Origin of the sequence: Saccharopolyspora karakumensis (assembly GCF_004349225.1) — a bacterium.
GTDB lineage: Bacteria > Actinomycetota > Actinomycetes > Mycobacteriales > Pseudonocardiaceae > Saccharopolyspora > Saccharopolyspora endophytica.
In genome coordinates this window covers 36,842-52,390 of sequence record NZ_SMLA01000031.1, presented here as the reverse complement: position 1 = coordinate 52,390, position 15,549 = coordinate 36,842, and the positions used below count along the sequence as shown (strand labels likewise).

Annotated in this window: 20 protein-coding genes; 10 read left to right on the top strand and 10 right to left on the bottom strand. The window is 70.7% G+C overall.

The features are described from left to right. Nucleotide 1 precedes the first annotated feature (1 nt). Nucleotides 2–1,459, top strand: a complete 1,458-nt coding sequence (locus E1202_RS19660) for an FAD-binding oxidoreductase (RefSeq protein ID WP_132684609.1) — start codon at nucleotides 2–4, stop codon at nucleotides 1,457–1,459. A gap of 69 nt (nucleotides 1,460–1,528) precedes the next feature. Beyond that, nucleotides 1,529–2,956: an FGGY-family carbohydrate kinase gene (locus E1202_RS19655; RefSeq protein ID WP_132684608.1), complete on the top strand. Its 1,428-nt coding sequence runs from the start codon at nucleotides 1,529–1,531 to the stop codon at nucleotides 2,954–2,956. Nucleotide 2,957: 1 nt separating this feature from the next. On the opposite strand, the gene E1202_RS19650 is transcribed toward E1202_RS19655, so the two are convergent. Then, nucleotides 2,958–3,512 (bottom strand): glycerol-3-phosphate responsive antiterminator, encoded by a 555-nt coding sequence (locus E1202_RS19650; protein ID WP_132684607.1) that lies wholly within the window; start codon nucleotides 3,510–3,512, stop codon nucleotides 2,958–2,960. Between the two features lie 74 nt (nucleotides 3,513–3,586). Next, on the bottom strand, nucleotides 3,587–4,231 hold the full coding sequence (locus E1202_RS19645) for a TetR/AcrR family transcriptional regulator (protein WP_132684606.1): 645 nt from the start codon (nucleotides 4,229–4,231) through the stop codon (nucleotides 3,587–3,589). A gap of 88 nt (nucleotides 4,232–4,319) precedes the next feature. On the opposite strand from E1202_RS19645, the gene E1202_RS19640 reads away from it, so the two are divergent. Genes E1202_RS19640 through E1202_RS19630 form a run of 3 tightly spaced genes read left to right on the top strand, consistent with a single transcriptional unit; the run spans nucleotide 4,320 to nucleotide 6,608 of the window. After that, a complete protein-coding gene (locus tag E1202_RS19640; protein WP_132684605.1) occupies nucleotides 4,320–5,165 on the top strand; it encodes an SDR family oxidoreductase in 846 nt (281 codons plus the stop codon). Continuing rightward, entirely contained in the window at nucleotides 5,162–6,271 is a 1,110-nt protein-coding gene (locus tag E1202_RS19635; protein WP_132684604.1) for an MBL fold metallo-hydrolase, read from the top strand. The genes E1202_RS19640 and E1202_RS19635 overlap by 4 nt, the downstream gene beginning before the upstream one ends. A 55-nt stretch (nucleotides 6,272–6,326) precedes the next feature. Then, a complete protein-coding gene (locus E1202_RS19630; RefSeq protein WP_132684603.1) occupies nucleotides 6,327–6,608 on the top strand; it encodes a DUF6343 family protein in 282 nt (93 codons plus the stop codon). An 81-nt stretch (nucleotides 6,609–6,689) separates the two neighbouring features. Here the strand turns inward: E1202_RS19630 and E1202_RS31500 are convergent, their stop codons facing one another. From E1202_RS31500 to E1202_RS19620, 3 genes are all read right to left on the bottom strand, one after another. Further along, on the bottom strand, nucleotides 6,690–6,842 hold the full coding sequence (locus E1202_RS31500) for a hypothetical protein (RefSeq protein WP_165943916.1): 153 nt from the start codon (nucleotides 6,840–6,842) through the stop codon (nucleotides 6,690–6,692). 235 nt (nucleotides 6,843–7,077) lie between these two features. Continuing rightward, nucleotides 7,078–7,893: a cytidyltransferase gene (locus tag E1202_RS19625; protein ID WP_235878680.1), complete on the bottom strand. Its 816-nt coding sequence runs from the start codon at nucleotides 7,891–7,893 to the stop codon at nucleotides 7,078–7,080. Between the two features lie 170 nt (nucleotides 7,894–8,063). Continuing rightward, nucleotides 8,064–8,786, bottom strand: coding sequence for a DUF1990 family protein (locus E1202_RS19620; RefSeq protein WP_235878678.1), 723 nt, complete (start codon nucleotides 8,784–8,786; stop codon nucleotides 8,064–8,066). Nucleotides 8,787–8,877: 91 nt separating this feature from the next. On the opposite strand from E1202_RS19620, the gene E1202_RS19615 reads away from it, so the two are divergent. From E1202_RS19615 to E1202_RS31495, 4 genes are all read left to right on the top strand, one after another. Continuing rightward, the gene (locus E1202_RS19615) at nucleotides 8,878–9,090 is read left to right on the top strand and encodes a hypothetical protein (protein ID WP_132684602.1); all 213 of its coding nucleotides are present in this window, start codon (nucleotides 8,878–8,880) and stop codon (nucleotides 9,088–9,090) included. A gap of 71 nt (nucleotides 9,091–9,161) precedes the next feature. Continuing rightward, nucleotides 9,162–9,836: a DUF1990 family protein gene (locus E1202_RS19610; protein ID WP_235878676.1), complete on the top strand. Its 675-nt coding sequence runs from the start codon at nucleotides 9,162–9,164 to the stop codon at nucleotides 9,834–9,836. 108 nt (nucleotides 9,837–9,944) lie between these two features. After that, the gene (locus E1202_RS19605) at nucleotides 9,945–10,832 is read left to right on the top strand and encodes a universal stress protein (protein ID WP_132684601.1); all 888 of its coding nucleotides are present in this window, start codon (nucleotides 9,945–9,947) and stop codon (nucleotides 10,830–10,832) included. 75 nt (nucleotides 10,833–10,907) lie between these two features. Further along, complete coding sequence (locus tag E1202_RS31495; RefSeq protein WP_165943915.1) at nucleotides 10,908–11,084, top strand: hypothetical protein; 177 nt, start codon at nucleotides 10,908–10,910, stop codon at nucleotides 11,082–11,084. A 6-nt stretch (nucleotides 11,085–11,090) separates the two neighbouring features. On the opposite strand, the gene E1202_RS19600 is transcribed toward E1202_RS31495, so the two are convergent. From E1202_RS19600 to E1202_RS19585, 4 genes are all read right to left on the bottom strand, one after another. After that, nucleotides 11,091–11,939, bottom strand: coding sequence for a cytochrome c biogenesis CcdA family protein (locus E1202_RS19600; protein ID WP_132684600.1), 849 nt, complete (start codon nucleotides 11,937–11,939; stop codon nucleotides 11,091–11,093). Continuing rightward, nucleotides 11,936–12,640: a thioredoxin domain-containing protein gene (locus E1202_RS19595; RefSeq protein ID WP_132684599.1), complete on the bottom strand. Its 705-nt coding sequence runs from the start codon at nucleotides 12,638–12,640 to the stop codon at nucleotides 11,936–11,938. Before E1202_RS19595 ends, E1202_RS19600 begins: the two co-directional genes overlap by 4 nt. 174 nt (nucleotides 12,641–12,814) lie before the next feature. Then, nucleotides 12,815–13,753 carry a M56 family metallopeptidase gene (locus tag E1202_RS19590; protein WP_132684598.1) on the bottom strand — a complete coding sequence of 313 codons (939 nt, stop codon included), beginning with the start codon at nucleotides 13,751–13,753 and terminating at the stop codon, nucleotides 12,815–12,817. After that, nucleotides 13,750–14,112, bottom strand: coding sequence for a BlaI/MecI/CopY family transcriptional regulator (locus E1202_RS19585; RefSeq protein WP_132684597.1), 363 nt, complete (start codon nucleotides 14,110–14,112; stop codon nucleotides 13,750–13,752). Before E1202_RS19585 ends, E1202_RS19590 begins: the two co-directional genes overlap by 4 nt. Nucleotides 14,113–14,344: 232 nt before the next feature. Between E1202_RS19585 and E1202_RS19580 the strand changes: the two genes are divergently transcribed. Then, nucleotides 14,345–15,067, top strand: a complete 723-nt coding sequence (locus tag E1202_RS19580; protein ID WP_132684596.1) for a sulfite exporter TauE/SafE family protein — start codon at nucleotides 14,345–14,347, stop codon at nucleotides 15,065–15,067. A gap of 9 nt (nucleotides 15,068–15,076) precedes the next feature. On the opposite strand, the gene E1202_RS19575 is transcribed toward E1202_RS19580, so the two are convergent. Next, complete coding sequence (locus E1202_RS19575; RefSeq protein ID WP_132684595.1) at nucleotides 15,077–15,529, bottom strand: MarR family winged helix-turn-helix transcriptional regulator; 453 nt, start codon at nucleotides 15,527–15,529, stop codon at nucleotides 15,077–15,079. Nucleotides 15,530–15,549 lie beyond the last annotated feature (20 nt).

The window sequence follows — 15,549 nt, the reverse complement described above, 5'->3', positions numbered from 1 at the left end:
CTTGACCGCAACACCGGCATTCGAGAAGGGCGAGATCGTCGCGCGGCTGCGCGAGATCGTGGGGGAGGAACGGGTGGTGATCGACGAGCAGGTGCTGCGCGAGGCGAGCGTGGACCGGTTCAAGAAGTACACCGCGGTCCACGGCATCTTCGACGGCCCGCTGCCCTGCGCGGTCGTGCGCGCCGCCGACACCCGGCAGGTCGCCGAGGTGCTGGCCTTCGCCGACGAGCACCGGATCAACGTGGTGCCGCGCACCGGACGCACCGGCACCGAGGGCGGGCTGGAGACCAGCGTCGAGGGCACCATCGTGCTCGACGGCTCCGAGATGGCCTCCATCGTGCGCATCGACGAGGAGAACATGCAGGCCACCGCCCAGTGCGGGGTCCCGCTGCAGGTGCTGGAGGACGCGCTCCGCGAGCAGGGCCTGACGACCGGGCACTCACCGCAGTCCAAGCCGCTGGCGCAGATGGGCGGACTCGTGGCGACGCGCTCGATCGGCCAGTTCTCGACCCTCTACGGCGGCATCGAGGACATGGTGGTCGGTCTGGAGGCGGTGTTCCCGGACGGCACCGCCAGCCGGATCAAGAACGTCCCGCGCCGCGCGGCCGGACCAGACATCCGGCACGTCGTGATCGGCAACGAGGGCGCGCTGTGCTTCGTCACCGAGGTCACCGTCAAGGTGTTCAAGCACCAGCCGGAGAACAACCGCTTCCACGGCTACCTGATCGACGACGTGCACACCGGTGTGTCGATCCTGCGCGAGGTGATCACCGAGGGCTTCCGGCCGTCCGTGGCGCGGGTGTACTCCGAAGAGGACGCCGCGCAGCACTTCTCGCACTTCGCCGACGGCAAGTGCGTGCTGGTGTTCGTCTCCGAGGGGCCGAAGGGGATCGTGGAGGCCACCAGCGCGGAGATCGAGCGCGTCGTCTCCCAGCACCCGCACACCGCCGTCGACCCGGCGCTCGTCCAGGCCTGGTTCGACAACCTCAACTGGGGACCCGACAAGATCAAGGCCGAGCAGGACGCCATGCTCGCCGAGCAGCGCTTGGGCTACACCACCGAGGTCTCGGCCGACTGGTCCAGCGTCGGCGCGATCTACGACGCGGTGATGCACCGCATCCGCACCGAGTACCCGCACGCCGCGGACCTGACGATGCTGGGCGGGCACTCCTCGCACAGCTACCAGACCGGCACGAACATGTACTTCGTCTACGACTACAAGATCAACTGCGAACCCCGCGAGGAGATCGAGAAGTACCACAAGCCGCTCAACGCCATCATCGTCGAGGAGGCCCTGCGGCACGGCGGTTCGATGGTGCACCACCACGGCATCGGCAAGTACCGCGCGCAGTGGACGGAGCAGGAGCACGGCAGCGCCTACCAGATGCTGGTCCGGCTCAAGGAAGCCTTCGATCCCCACGGGATCATGAACCGCGGGACGATCTTCCCCGCGGACTGAGCGGGCAGGGCGGCCGCAACGGCGCGGCCGGCCCTCGCTCTGGGAGAACAGATCTTGCTTGGAGAGGCGATGACGGCTTACCTGATCGGCATCGACAACGGGTCGCAGAGCACGAAGGTGACGATCTTCGACGAGCGCGGCAACCCCGTCAGCCGGGGGCGGCAGGCCTTGCGCCCCAACCACACCCCGAGTCCTGGGGTCGTGGAGCACCCCGACGACGACCTGTGGTCCTCGGTGGGTGCCGCGTGCCGCGAGGCGATGGCCGGTTTCCCGGGCGATCCGGCCGAGATCGCGGGTGTCGGGCTGTGCACCATCCGCTTCTGCCGCGCGCTGCTGCGCGCCGACGGAACCCTCGCGCAGCCGGTGCTGAGCTGGATGGACGAGCGGGTCTCCCGGCCCTACGTCCACACCGACGAGCCGGTCGCCCGCGTCACGACCTCCTCGGGCTACATCACCCACCGCCTGACCGGCGAGTTCCGGGACACCGCGGCGAACTACCAGGGCATGTGGCCGATCGACACCGACACCTGGCAGTGGTCGAAGGACCCGGAGGTGCGGGAGTTGGTGGGCATCCCGCCGGAGATGCTCTTCGAACTGGCCATGCCGGGCGAAACCCTGGGCGGGGTCACCGCTGCGGCCGCCGAGCACACCGGGCTTCCCGTCGGGCTACCGGTCGTGGCCACCGCCAACGACAAGGCCGTCGAGGCGCTGGGGTGCGGGCTGCGCGGATCCGGTGACCTGCTGATCTCGCTGGGCACCTACATCGCGAGCATGACCGTCGGTGAGCGGAATATCCACGGTGCCAAGGGGTTCTGGACCAACTTCGGCAGCGTCGCGCACGAGTACCTCTACGAGAGCGACGGCATCCGGCGCGGCATGTGGACCGTGAGCTGGCTGCGGGACCTGCTCGGCGAAGAAGTCGTGAGGGGCGCGCAGCGAGCCGGGTTGAGCCCCGAGGAGTACCTCAACGCGGGTGCCGCGCAGGTGGCCGCGGGCTGCGACGGCCTCATGACGGTGCTGGACTGGCTGGCACCGACCGACGCGCCGCACCGCAAGGGCGCGTTCCTCGGGTTCGACGGTCGGCAGGGGAGGTTCCACCTCTACCGCTCGGTGCTGGAGGCGATCGCGCTGACGATGTACGACCGGGCGGGCGCGATGGCCGACGAGCTGGGCACCGGTTTCGAGCGGGTGATCGTCTCCGGTGGTGGAGCGGGTGCCGACGTGATGATGGGCATCATCGCCGACGTCTTCGGCGTTCCCGCGGTCCGCACGGCGGTCAACGACGGAGCCGGGCTGGGCGCCGCGATGTGCGCGGGGGTTGGTCTCGGGCGGTTCTCCGGCGTGGACGAGGCGGTGGCGGCGATGGTCTCGTTCGGCGAGGAGTTCCGGCCCGACCAGGCCAACCACGAGCTCTACGCGCGACAGCACGAGGTCTACCGGGACATCACCCGGCACACCGACGAGGTGTTCCGCCGGTCCGCCCGGATCTTCGGCTGACTCACATCGCCCAGACGTCGGTGTTCGAGGAGGCGATGGCCGCCGCTCCCGCTCCGAGGGCGGCGACCACGTCGTCCTTGTCGCACACCAGGCCGCCGGCGATGATCGGCACGTCGATGTCCGCGCGCAGCCAGGTGATCACCCGAGGCACGCAGCCGGGCAGGATCTCGACGTAGTCGGGCTTGGAGATCGCGATCTGCCTGCCGAGGTTGTGGTAGGAGAACGAGTCGACCAGGAAGAGCCGGTGCACGCCCAGAAGCCCGTGCGCGCGAGCGGCTTTGACCAGCGCGGCCTTGGAGCTGAGGATGCCGTCGGCGCCGGTCTTCTCCCGCACGAACTGGACGACGATCTCCTTGGCGACGAATCCCTCGACGAGATCGACGTTGACCAGGACCGTCTTTCCCGCGTCCTTGAGCCGTTCCACCAGCGACGACACGGTGAGCACCGAGCCGTAGAGCAGGAACACGACCGGGCACTCCGAGCGGAGCGCGGCATCCAGCCCGGCATCGTCCTTGACGCTGGCGATGACCGGGTTGTCGAGCAGCAGATCCTCCATGATGACGCCATGCTCTCACATGACGCACCGCGCATGACCTGCGGCGTTGCGGAGTGCCGGGGTGCGAGCCCGCGTCAGGCCTCGAGCTGTTTCCGGGCGCCTTCGAAGAGGGTGGAGCAGGTCTCGACGAGGTCGTTCGGCTGTTCCTGCTGCCCCCGGTGGAGCCAGTCGACGAGCAGGTGGTTGACCGCGCCGACGAGGCCGACGGCGGCCAGGCGCTGCCGATCGGTCGGGGCGGACTGGTCGTCGAAGCGCAGCCACACGGCGGTGGTGATCTCGGCGAAGTCCCGCAGGACCGCGTGCCTGCGGTCCTCCAGCTCGGCGGAGATCCCCACGACCTCCAGCAGGATCACGCGGGCGCGGCGCGTGTCGGCGGTCAGGTGCTCCACGAACGCCGAGAGGCCGCGCCAGGTCACCGCGTCGGCTTCGAGCTCGTCGTCGAGCGCGGCGACGGTGGCGGCGCGGAGCCGGTCGATCAGCTCGTCGTAGAGCGTCACCAGGCAGGCTTGCCGGTCGCGGAAGGACTCGTAGAAGTAGCGCTCGGTCAACCCGGCCTGCCGGCAGAGCTGCTTGACCGAGGTCGCCGGGTAGCCCTGGGAGGCGAACAGCTCCAGCGCGGCCTCCAGCAGCGCCTCGCGGCGTTGCCGGGTCCGCTCGGAGGCGTCGAGCCCGGAGTAGCGGCGCCCCGGTCGCTGCTGGGGCGCGGCGTTCTGCGTCATCGCTCTTTCCTCAGGTCGGCTTCTGTGGCATCCTACCCATCGCATTTCTGACACACATACATGTCAGATCGGGGAACGGAGAACGAGGATGGCGCACTCACTGCAGGGCCGGGTCGTCGCGGTGACCGGAGGGGCGCGGGGGATCGGGCGCGCGATCGCCGAACGGCTCGCCGCGGGCGGAGCGCACGTGGCCATCGGCGATCGCGACCTCGACGCCGCGCACGCCACCGCGCGGGAAATTCCGGGCACGGTCGAGGCTTTCGGCTGCGACGTGACCGATTCGTCCTCGTTCGGCGGGTTCCTGGGCGCTGTCGAGGACCGGTGGGGTCCGATCGACGTGCTGGTCAACAACGCCGGCGTGCTGTGGGTCGGCCGCTTCGACGAGGAACCGGAGGCGGCCACCGAGCGGCAGCTCGCGGTCAACCTCCACGGGGTGATCCGGGGCGTGAAGCTGGCCGCGCCGGCGATGCGCGCCCGCGGGCGCGGCCACATCGTCACGGTCGCCTCGGCGGCGGCCAAGCTGTCCCCGGCTGGGGAGTCGACGTACGCGGCCACCAAGCACGGCGTGTTCGGCTACCTGGCGGGCGTGCGCGCCGAGCTGCGCGGCAGCGGTGTCGAGCTGTCGGTGGTCATGCCGGCCGTGGTCGACACCGAGCTCGCCGCGGGCACCGCCGCCGGGGCGGCGCGGCTGCTCAACCCTGGCGAGGTCGGCGACGCCGTCGTGGCGGTCGTCCGCCGTCCGCGCTTCGAGGTCACCGTGCCCGGCTACGTGGGTCCGCTGACGCGGTGGGTCAACCTCCTGCCCCAGCGCGCTCGCGACCTCGTGCTCCGGCGCCTGGTGCCCGACCAGGTCGCCGCCGTGCCGAACAAGGCGATCCGCGCCCGCTACGAAGCCCAGCACGTGACCGACACCGGCAGCGAGGGGACGGCGTGACGACCTCACCACAGGCCCAGATCACCCGCCCGATTCCCGAGTTCGAGGGCGTTCACGACATCTGGCCGCGCGGCGAGCGGCTGCGGGCGGTGCGCGCCGCCGCGGAGAGCTACCGGGAGCGCTTCCTCACCCAGGGACACGTCTCCGCGATCAAGAGCATCGACATCGCAGCGGCGCCCTACCCGACGCGGTTCGCCTTCCAGGGCTACTCGGTGCACGTCAACCCCATGATCTCCATCATCAACCGGATGTTCGTCATCCAGTTCGAGGGGTTCGACGGCAGGCTCAAGACCCTGGTGTGGGAGCCGACCGTGGCCGCCGGCTCCGCCGAGGCGCCGTTCTACGACAAGCTCCAGGCGCTGAGCCGGAAGCTGGGAGCCGAGAAGCTCTTCGTCAAGTACTTCAACGACCCCGACGCGGTGCTGCCGGGTCTGGGGCTGAGCAACACCGACGTCGACTACCTCAGCTTCGACCACCTGCACGTGCAGGACGTGCGCATGATCCTCGGCAGCAGCACGCCGATCCCCGGCGAGCCGGCACCGCGCGAGCCCCTGTTCCCGCACGCGAAGCTGCTGGTGCACCGCGAGGAGCTGGGCACCTTCGAGTCGATGCACCCCATGCAGTGGGCCTGGTACGTCGAGCGCGGCATGGAAGGCGTCTCGACCGAGCAGCTCGAGATCATCGACGGCGACGTGGAACTCGGTGTCGGCGTCAGTCTGCTGTGGACGCCCGGGCACACCGACGGCAACCACTCGCTCGTGGTCAACACCCCCGACGGGGTCTGGGTCTCCTCGGAGAACGGCATGGCCGCCGACAGCTGGCAGCCCGAGCTGTCCAAGATCCCCGGCGTGAAGCAGCAGGCGCGCTTCTGCGGCCGCGAGGTGGTGCTCAACGCCAACACGCTCGAAGACTCCCTGGACCAGTACGACTCCATGGTCAAGGAGAAGACGCTGGCGTCCTGCTCGCCGAAGTCGCCGCGGTGGCTGCAGATCATCCCGTCGTCGGAATGCGCCCCGTGGAAGCGGCAGTGGCCAGTCGTCCCCACGCACAGCCACGGCGGGCTCGACTACGGCACCATCACCAAGCCCGGCCGGGCCGGCGCCTGAGCCGGACGGTGGCGTTGCCGGTGTTCAGGGGAGGTGTGCTGGGTAGTCCTCGCGCATGGAGCGGAGACGTGAGCGGCGCGACTACGAGCGGGGACTGCCCGGCTACCACGATCCCGGGGTGCGCTACCTGGGAGCGCCCGCCGCGCGGAGCGCCTTGACGCTGCGGCTGTGGCTGGCCGGGTTCGGCCTCGTCTTCTGCACCGCGGCGGCGGTCGGGCTCTTCGTGCTCGTTCCGCCGCTGGGGTGGTTCGCCTGGGTCCTGGTCGTGCTCGCGGTGGCCGCGCTGGCCGACTTCATCTGGGTGCTGCACCGGAAGCGTCGCGGCGAACCCGGCTAGCAGCTGTTGAGGAATGGCGTTGCTGGTGGTGCCGGCGGCGGAACCTGAGCGGCTTCGCGGATTCCGTGCGCCGCTACCTCCTCAGGAGCGGGAGGAGTCCAGCTGGTGGTCGCCGGTGTCGGCGAACTCCCACCACGCGAGCGGGAGCCAGTCGCCGCTCACGAAGGCGTCGACGGCGGATCCTCGGCCGTGGGTGACCACCGTGGTGCCCACGGGGTATGTGACGCCGGACATGCCGGTGACGGGAACGAGCAGCTTTCCAACGCGCCTTGCCACGTCTCCTCCGGGTATTTCGGGGTGAGCTGAATCGCAACGCCCTGATCAGGGCAAAGCGTTCTCATTGATTGCGAAATTCTAGCCACCGTGTCAAGCGCCCCGAATTCATCTGAGACGACCGACTCAATTTCGGCCGGTCGTTGATGTGCGCTGCGGGGCGGTCTTCTCCTCTGATCATTAAGGCCCGCCCGGTTCAGGTGCCGAGCGTTTCCAGGAATTGAATTCGGACGGCCTCGCCGGGTGCGCCGAGCGCGTCCGGGCAGTGAAGTCGCGCGGCCGCGGAATCGGGACCGGGTGAGCGGGTGACCACGAGTTCGGCGGCGCGTCCGGAGACCGCTCCCGCGTAGCGCCCCGAGCGCGGGAGCGCGGTGCCCTCCGAGAGGGCCACTTCGTGGCCGTTGGTGAGCACGCCCGCCACCTCGTGCGGACGGCCGAGCGCGCGGGTGGCCGCGAGGACGTCGCCGCGCTGCAGGCAGCCGCGGACGTGGGTCGACGAGCAATCCGCCCCGTCGGCGGGCATCAGGTCCACGCCGCGGGTGGTGAAGCCGTGCCGGGCCCCGAGGCGCCGCAGGGTGTCGACGTCGCCGGCACCGCGATGCCCGAAGGTGAAGTTGGCCCCGACAACCACGCTGGCGGCGCGCAGCGCGTTCACCAGCACGTTCTCCACGAACTCCGCGGGGCTCATCCGGGCCAGTTCGAGGGTGAACGGCAGGACGCACACGCGGTCGACGCCGAGTTCGCGGGCGATCCCGGCTCTGCGTTCGACGCTGCTCAGCGCCGAGGTGTCGCGCGGCAGCCCGAGCACGCGAGCCGGATGCGGGTCGAAGGTGACCAGCACCGTGGGCAGACCGGTCTCGGCCGCGGCGCGCAGGGTGTTCTCGATCAGCCAGGCGTGCCCGCGGTGCACTCCGTCGAACACGCCGATGGTGACCGCGCAGGACGGCCAGTCGGCGGGAACGTCGCTGAGCCCGCGCCACACGGTGCGCTGCCGGAGAGTGTCGCCGACCACGGCTGCCCCCAACGGATTTCGGGATGTGCGCTGGTGGAACCGCAGTCGACGCGGACAGCACCGGACCTGCGCCGGCTGCGGTTCTTCCGAACACGCTAGGAAGCCGCCGAACGCACCGCGATCCGCGAGACGCACCCGTTGTCCGGAAACCGCAACCGCCGTCGATTCCGTCAGCCCGGTGTCGTCGCGGGGAAGTGCTGGATGAGCTCGCGGGTGTGGATGCGGACGCCGTTGCGCGGGCGTCCGCCGGCCATCTTGGCGACCTGGAGGCAGAAGCGCACCCACATGTTCAGCTGGATCTCCTTGGCCAGCCGCAGGCGGGTGTAGAGCAGGTGGACGAGCGGGCTGCCGGGCCGCGCCCACGTCTCGATCTCGAAGACGATCGCGCCTCCCTCCGGCGCGGCGCTGAATTCGATCTGGCCCGCTTCGAGGTGCCCGCGCAGGGTGGCGAAGCGGAACGAGGTGTCCTCCCGGCCGATGACGCGCACCGGGCCGTTCCACGGCCCGGGCATGCGCACGACGCAGTCCTCGCCGAGCTGCAGCGGACTCCGCTGGGTCTGCTGGCGGTCGAACGTCGCGACTTCGTTGGGGAGGGCGCGGTTGAAGTCGGCCATCACCATCTCCATCAGCTCCGGCGCACCGACGTCGGGCTCGTCGATGACGACGCTGAAGTGCCGGTGGAACAGCGGACCCGCGCCGTCGCAGAGCTGTTGGCAGCGCTCGTCGAGGTGATCCCGGGGCAGGTCGGCGGGCAGGTCCGACTCATCGCCGGGTTCCTCGCGCCGGTGCAGGGGAGTGGTCAGCCAGAGGTAGCGCCAGGAGACCAGCGCCATCCCGAGCGCCGAGCGGACGGTGATCGGCACGATGCGCGTGGGCGAGAGGTCGGCGGTCACCTCGTTCCTTTCGCGTGGACGCTCTCAGACGGGCATGGTGAAGGTGTGCCCCTCCGGGCGGCAGGCGAAACCCAGGCTTTCGGGAGGACCGATGTTCGTGCTGTTGCTACACCGGATCGGACTGCGCAGCGCGCAGCTGCACCTGGCGTCGATGGCAGGGGTCGCGTTGTGCCTCGGCCTGTGGGTCCGCGCCAAGACCGTTGATCAGCAGGAGCGCGGCAACGCCGAACGCCGCGCTCTGTTCACCGGGTTGTGGCCCCCGACGTTGTGGCTGATCGGTGACTCGTTGCGCGAGTTCGAGTGACGGTGCGCATCCCCCGTCCCACGAGCGTCGCGCATCGCGCTCGCGCGCTGGTGGGGTTGCGGAGCAGGAGCGTGAACTTCACCGAGGACGAGCCGCATTCGCCCGGAGGCGAGTGGAACTTCGACACACACCGGCACTTCCTCGCCCGCGAAGCACCGGGTCCTCCGGAACCCGGTGGTGCGTGGGACATCGCTCGCGCCCTGGTGCGCGACTACGAGTTCTCCGATCCCGACCGCGTCCGCGCCGTCTACGACGGCCGCGACGAGCTGCTGGGCCGGAACATGCTGCTGGAGGGGCGTTTCTACGGCTTGCGCTTCGACATGGGCGTGCGCGTCACCGTGGTGATCGACGAGACGCGCGAGGGCGACCGCAGGGTGTGGGGCTGGGGCTACGAGACGCTCGAAGGCCACCTCGAACGCGGTCGGATGCTCTACGAGGTCGTCAAGGACATGAGCTCGGGGACGGTCGAGTTCGTGATCACCGGGTTCTCCCAGAGCGCCCCCACGCTCGATCCGGTGCTCCGGCTGGGCTGGCGGTTGTTCGGCCGACCCACCCAGCTGGCGTTCTACCGCCGGTGCGGGACGCGGATGTACGAGCTCGTCCAGGCCCGCCTCGCCGACGGGCGCGGCGCCGCCGCAGAACGGCGTCTCGACGGACTGCTGCTCGCGCCCTCGGACGCGCGGCCGGGGCCGTTCGGACGCATCGCGCTGCGCATCGACCACCCCAGCTCCGGGCGGTGGCGATGACACGAGGCGGCGATGTTCACCTCGTGGTGGCGCCGCCCGGTTGACCGCGAGGCCGAGCGGGTATTCGGGGCACGCAGTCCCGCTGCGGTTCGATCGGAGGAGATTCGCATGGCCGAGGAAGCCCGCTCAGCGGTGCTCGCCGGGTTCGACGGCACGGAAGCGTCTCGCGAAGCGGTCCGCTGGGCCGCGCAGGAGGCCTCCAGCAGGCGTTCGCCGCTGCTGCTGGTGCACGTCATGGCGCGTCCCTTCCAGCACTCCATCCCGATGCGCATCCCCGACGAGGAGGAGGTCATGGGGAAGCTGGGGGACGCGGTTCGCCGGGAGCTGGACTCCCTGGAGGACTCGTGCAGGGCGATCGACCCCGGAATCGAGGTGCGCAAGAGCATCCCGATCGGTGATGCGGCGGAGATCCTGATCGAACTCGCCGGTGAAGCGGAGCTGGTCGTGCTGGGCGGGCCGCTGGTCGGTGCCCGCACGGATCGCCTGGGGGTGACCGCGGCGGAGGTCATCGCCCGCCGCGCCGCGGCGCCGATCGTCGTGGTGCGCGGTGAGATCAACTCGGCGGCGGAGGCTCCGGTGGTCGTCGGGGTCGACGGTTCCGCTGTGAGCACCCGGGCGATCGGCTTCGCCTACGAGTCCGCTGCCCGGCGCAACCGCCCGCTGGTGGCCGTGCACTCGTGGGGCGAATCGGCCTTCAACCCGTTCGACATCGTCGACGAGTGGGACACCGACCGGAGCGAGTTCCGGGACAGGGCCAACGAGGTGCTCGCCGAGTCGACGGCCGGGTGGGGGGAGCAGTACCCCGACGTGCGGGTCCGCCACGTGGTCGGCGCGGACCAGCCCGCGCACCTCCTCCTCGGCGAGGCCGACGGAGCGAACCTGCTGGTCGTCGGGAGCCACGGGCGGGGGCCGGTGCGCCGGGCCTTCCTCGGTTCGGTCAGTCACGCGGTGCTCAACCAGGCGAACTGCCCGGTGGCGGTGCTCCCCGCGGAGTGACAGACCGGTTTTCCCGCCTCGCCGACCGGGTAGGGCTTGCCTACCCGGTCGGCGAGGCGGGAAGGAGTGGGCACCGTGCAGCGAGGCTCGGACAAGCACGGACCGATGAAGGACGACGAGCTGGAGAAGGAGATGGAGGGGCACCTCCGCAGCGGCGGCAGCCAGCGAGCCGACGGGGCCCTGGAGGCGGAACCGCCGGCGGACGACGACCCGAACACCGACGTCCGCCCCGATCCTTCCGCCGGGAGCTGAGCCCGATCAGCGCTCGCGGTCGGCGGTGGCTGATCCCGCGCGGCGCGTGCGGGCGATCTTCCACAGCACCACGGCGAGAGCCGCCAGCGTGAGCGCCAGGAGCACGGCGGAGTTCGAGACACCTGCGATGGTCTGCTGGAGCCACGCCTGCACCGCGAACTGGGTGTCCACATCGGTCAGACCGCCGAGGTTCGCGGCGCCCTCGGTGAGGACGAACATCAGGCCGAGGGCCACGAACACGAGCCCGGAGACGATGTTGTTGGTGTGCAGGCGAAGTGGTCCGATCGCGACTTCGCGGCCGCGCAACCAGGCCCGCTGCCCGAGCTGGAACCGCTCCCAGAGCAGTGCGAGCAGGAACAGCGGGAAAGCCATGCCGAGGGCGAACACGGCGAGCAGGACCGCACCGTAGAGCGGCTCGCCGCCGGCTGCGGAGACGGTGAGCACGCTGCCGAGCAGCGGTCCCGCGCAGAACCCGGCCAGCCCGTAGACGGCGCCCAGGGCGTACACCGACAGCCCGGAGGAGATGTGGATGCGGCCGGTCAGCTGCTGCGCCGCGGTGAAGCCGAAGCCCTTGCCGGAGATCTGCAGCAAGCCCAGGCCGATCAGCACCACCCCGCTGAGCAGGGTCAGCGTCGTGCGGTGCTGGGTCAGCAGCGCACCGAAGAACCCGGCGGCGGCCCCGAGCGGGACCAGCGTGGTAGCCAGGCCGAGGTAGAAGACGCCGGACCTGGCGACCAGCTTGCCGAACCCGTCGAAGGCGTAGGCGAAGAAGGACGGGAGCAGCATCGCCGAGCACGGGCTGATCAGGGTGAGCAGCCCGCCGAGGAACGCGCCGAGCAGTCCGATCTCGCTCATCGCGCGGCCGCTTCCGCCCGCTCGATGGTCTGCACGAACTGGTCGAGCGGTTGAGCGCCGAGGATCGGCTCGCCGTTGACCAGGAACGTCGGCGTGCTCGACACGCCGATCTGCGATCCCTCCATCGCGTCGGCCCGGATGGCCTCCAGCGTGGCCGGGGCGTTCATGTCGGCCTCGAACTTCGCGATGTCGGTGATCCCGACCTGCTTGGCGTAATCGACGAGCTTGTCGCGCGGCAGCGACGGGTGGCCCTTCTCGGGCGCGTCCTGGTGGATCGTGCCCACGTACTCCCAGAACTTGCCCTGCGCCGCCGCCGCGCGGCCGGCCCGGGACGCTCCGAGCGACTCCTCGCCGAAGATGGGGAAGTCGCGCCACTCGATCCGCAGGACGCCGGCGTCGACGTAGCGCTTGATCAGCTCGGGCTCGATGTCCCGGGTGAACTTGGCGCAGAACGGGCAGCGGAAGTCGGAGTAGTTGAGCATGACGACCGGAGCGTCGTGCCTGCCGAGGGCCAGCGGGTCGTCAGGAGCGCGGCGCGCCAGCCTCGCCAACGGGCTCTCCTGCTGCTTCTCGGCCTGCTGCGGCGCGGCCTGGTCCGAACCGCCCTGGGAGGTCAGCATGCTCCCCAGCAGGAACGCGGCCACGACGGCGAGCACCACCGCGGTCACGTTCAGCCACTTCTTCTTGCCTGCGCCGCTCATCGGTCACCACTTTCGTTCAGCTCGGGCAGCCGCGAGCCTACCTACGACGAGCTGTAGTAGTTGAGCCGGGACGGGCTCCGGAAGGTGATGTCGGCCATGCCGGGCCTGGTGGAACCGCTTCGGGCAGCCGCGTCTCAGCGCGGGACCTGCGAGCTCGGCGGTCGGAGAACGTCGTCAGAGGACCGAGACGCCGAAGCAGTACAGCAGGACCAGGCAGGCCACGACGCCCACCGCGACGACGGCCGGGGACGCGGAGACGACCGCGGTGGCCACGTAGCTCGTCCGGTGCAGGTTCCCGGGAGCCGAGTTGTTCAGCCAGTGCAGCCGCAGCTGCAGGGATTCCCGCGACATCGCCAGCGAGGTCGCGGGCACCGCGTCGCCGGTCACCGCCCGCAGCGCGGCGCGCACCGAACCGGCGCCGCAGTGACGAGCGGCGGCGGCATCGGCGGCGAGCTCCACCAGCACGCGCACCGTCGACGGCGCGGTCCGGAACAGCGGCACGAGCGGAAGCGCCTTGGCGAGCGCCGTCATGAGCAGCACCAGGGCGTGGTGCCGCCCGGACAGGTGCGCGCGCTCGTGCGCCAGGACGGCCTCCCGGGTCTCGGCGTCGAGACGCCGCACCCCGGTGGTCGCCACGATCGCGCCGCGCCGGCCGCCGATGCTGTAGGCCACGGGCATGGCCTGGTCCAGCCACAGCACGCGGGATTCCGGGTCCTCGCAGCAGAGCAGCCGCACGGCCGTCATGTGTCGGTGCCGCTGGGCGGCTTCCTTGCGGACGAGTCCGGTGGCCACGACCAGCACGTGCACCACCGCGCCGGTCACCAGCGCCGCGCCGCCGAGCCGGAACAGGTGCTCCCAGGCCCCGGCGTGCCCGTGCACGACGTTGACGCAGCTCTGCGCCATGCCGATGACGCCGTCGACGTTCCCGTTGTTCGGCACCAGCAGCAGCGCCGCGCCGGTGATGGCGGCGCCGATCGCCGCCAGCGGGGAGGCGACCCACCCGGCGAGCGCGACGCCGGGACGAACCCGGGGGTGCAGCAGCGGCCGCAGGTACAGCGGTCCGAAGACCGCGATCACGACTGCGCCCGCGAGCAGCCCGATGGCGATCGTCATGCCCGTCCGCGCCCCTTCTCCAGGGCTCGACGCAGCAGCTCGGATTCGCGCTCGGAGACCGAGGCGGCGAAGTGCAGCAGCACCGACTCGGAGTCGCCGGAGGAGTCGAGCACCTCGCGCAGCACGTGCGCACCGGCCTCTTCCCGCGAGCGCGCGGGCCAGTAGCCGTAGGCGCGGCCGGTGCGGGCGCGACCCACCCAGCCCTTGTCGTGCAGGCGGTCGAGGACCGTCATGATCGTGGTGTAGGCGAACTCGCGCTCAGCGGGGAGCTGATCGAGCACGTCACGCACGCGAAGCTGCTCGTCGGCCGCCCACAGGACGTCCATGACCTTCAGCTCCAACTCACCAAGCCCGAGCATCGCACCTCCAACGCCCGCCAGTTTAGGTGACGGCCGAGGCCCTCTCGTGGAACCGGATCCCGGCCACCCCACGTCACCGGCGGGCGTGTGATGTCGTCGACGCCTCGCCCCCGTGGTCCGTTCGGCCTGTTCTGCTGACGGGCAGGCACCGGCGCCGGACGAGAGGGAGGGAACCCGTGCTCACGCCGACCGAAGTCGATCAGCAGGCTCCCGCGGTTCGGGCTGGTCGAGGGTGAGCGCGCTCCTGCTCGGGGCGGTCGCGATCGGGATCGCGGCGGTCGTCGGCGGGATGTCCGGATTCGCGGCATCGCTGATGGCCACGCCCGCGCTCCTGCTGATCGGCTACGACGTGCCCACGGTCGTCGTGGTCAACCTGACCGTGACGATCGTGACCCGCCTCCTCGTCGCGATCCGGCGGCGCGGGGAGATCCGCGGCAGGCAGGTCTGGCTGCTGATGTGCGGCAGCGCGCCCGGGGCGGTGCTGGGGGCGCTCACCGTCGGGCTCCTGCCGCCCCAGGTCTTGCGGGTCACGGCGGGTGTCGTCGTCGTCCTGCTCGGGATCCAGCTGCTGCTGCCCGTGCGCGGAGTGCGGCCGATCGGCCGGGCCGAACACGTCGCCACCGGTGCTCTGAGCGGCTACCTGTCCACGACGACCTCGCTCAACGGCGCGCCGGTCGCGGCGCTGCTGGGCCGGTGCCGGTTGCCGGTCTCGGCCTTCCTCGCCACGCTCGCCTGCTACTTCGTGATCACCAACCTGCTCTCGCTGGGGATCTTGGCGCTCATCCGGTTCCCGGACCTGCCGCACCTGTGGCCGACCCTGCCGGTCTTGCTGCTGGCCGGGCTCGTGGGCAACGCGCTGGGCATGAGGATCTCGACCAAGCTCTCCGCCCACGCGTTCGCGCGGATCGTCGCGGCGCTGGTGATCGCCTCGGGGCTGGCCACGGTGTTCACCTGATCCGCCGGGTCAGTCCTTCCGCTGCGTGCGGTCGCGGAGGCGGTCGAGGAGGCCGTCCAGCGTGGTCAGGTCCTCGTCGCTGAAGTCGGCGAAGAGCTCCCGCAGGCTGCGCGCGTGCCCGACCGCCGCGCGGTCGAGGATCTCCCGGCCGCGGTCGGTGATGGCGGCGAAGGAGATGCGCCGGTCGGTGGGGCAGGGGCGGCGCTCGACGTAGCCGGCCTTGTGCATCCGGTCGATCAGACGCGTGACGCCGCCGGTGGTGAGCGCGATCTCGTCGGCCAGCGCTCCCATGGTCAGCTGTCCGCTCTCCGAGCGGGCCAGGCGGATGAGGACCTCGAACCACGCGTGAGGCAGGCCGACTTCGGCCTCCATGGCGGGGCCGAGGCGCTGTTCGAGCCGGCTGTAGGACTCCACCAGGCGCCCGAACGTGGTGATGAGGCGGTCGTCGATCGGCGAGGGCACGGGCCGAGCGTACCGCGCCG

Excerpts from the sequence above, each read along its gene's own strand:
- E1202_RS19655 (WP_132684608.1), top strand. The coding sequence starts at position 1,529 with ATGACGGCTTACCTGATCGGCATCGACAACGGGTCGCAGAGCACGAAG.
- E1202_RS19650 (WP_132684607.1), bottom strand. The coding sequence starts at position 3,512 with ATGGAGGATCTGCTGCTCGACAACCCGGTCATCGCCAGCGTCAAGGAC.
- E1202_RS19645 (WP_132684606.1), bottom strand. The coding sequence starts at position 4,231 with ATGACGCAGAACGCCGCGCCCCAGCAGCGACCGGGGCGCCGCTACTCC.
- E1202_RS19640 (WP_132684605.1), top strand. The coding sequence starts at position 4,320 with ATGGCGCACTCACTGCAGGGCCGGGTCGTCGCGGTGACCGGAGGGGCG.
- E1202_RS19630 (WP_132684603.1), top strand. The coding sequence starts at position 6,327 with ATGGAGCGGAGACGTGAGCGGCGCGACTACGAGCGGGGACTGCCCGGC.
- E1202_RS31500 (WP_165943916.1), bottom strand. The coding sequence starts at position 6,842 with ATGTCCGGCGTCACATACCCCGTGGGCACCACGGTGGTCACCCACGGC.
- E1202_RS19615 (WP_132684602.1), top strand. The coding sequence starts at position 8,878 with ATGTTCGTGCTGTTGCTACACCGGATCGGACTGCGCAGCGCGCAGCTG.
- E1202_RS19605 (WP_132684601.1), top strand. The coding sequence starts at position 9,945 with ATGGCCGAGGAAGCCCGCTCAGCGGTGCTCGCCGGGTTCGACGGCACG.
- E1202_RS19600 (WP_132684600.1), bottom strand. The coding sequence starts at position 11,939 with ATGAGCGAGATCGGACTGCTCGGCGCGTTCCTCGGCGGGCTGCTCACC.
- E1202_RS19595 (WP_132684599.1), bottom strand. The coding sequence starts at position 12,640 with ATGAGCGGCGCAGGCAAGAAGAAGTGGCTGAACGTGACCGCGGTGGTG.
- E1202_RS19590 (WP_132684598.1), bottom strand. The coding sequence starts at position 13,753 with ATGACGATCGCCATCGGGCTGCTCGCGGGCGCAGTCGTGATCGCGGTC.
- E1202_RS19585 (WP_132684597.1), bottom strand. The coding sequence starts at position 14,112 with ATGCTCGGGCTTGGTGAGTTGGAGCTGAAGGTCATGGACGTCCTGTGG.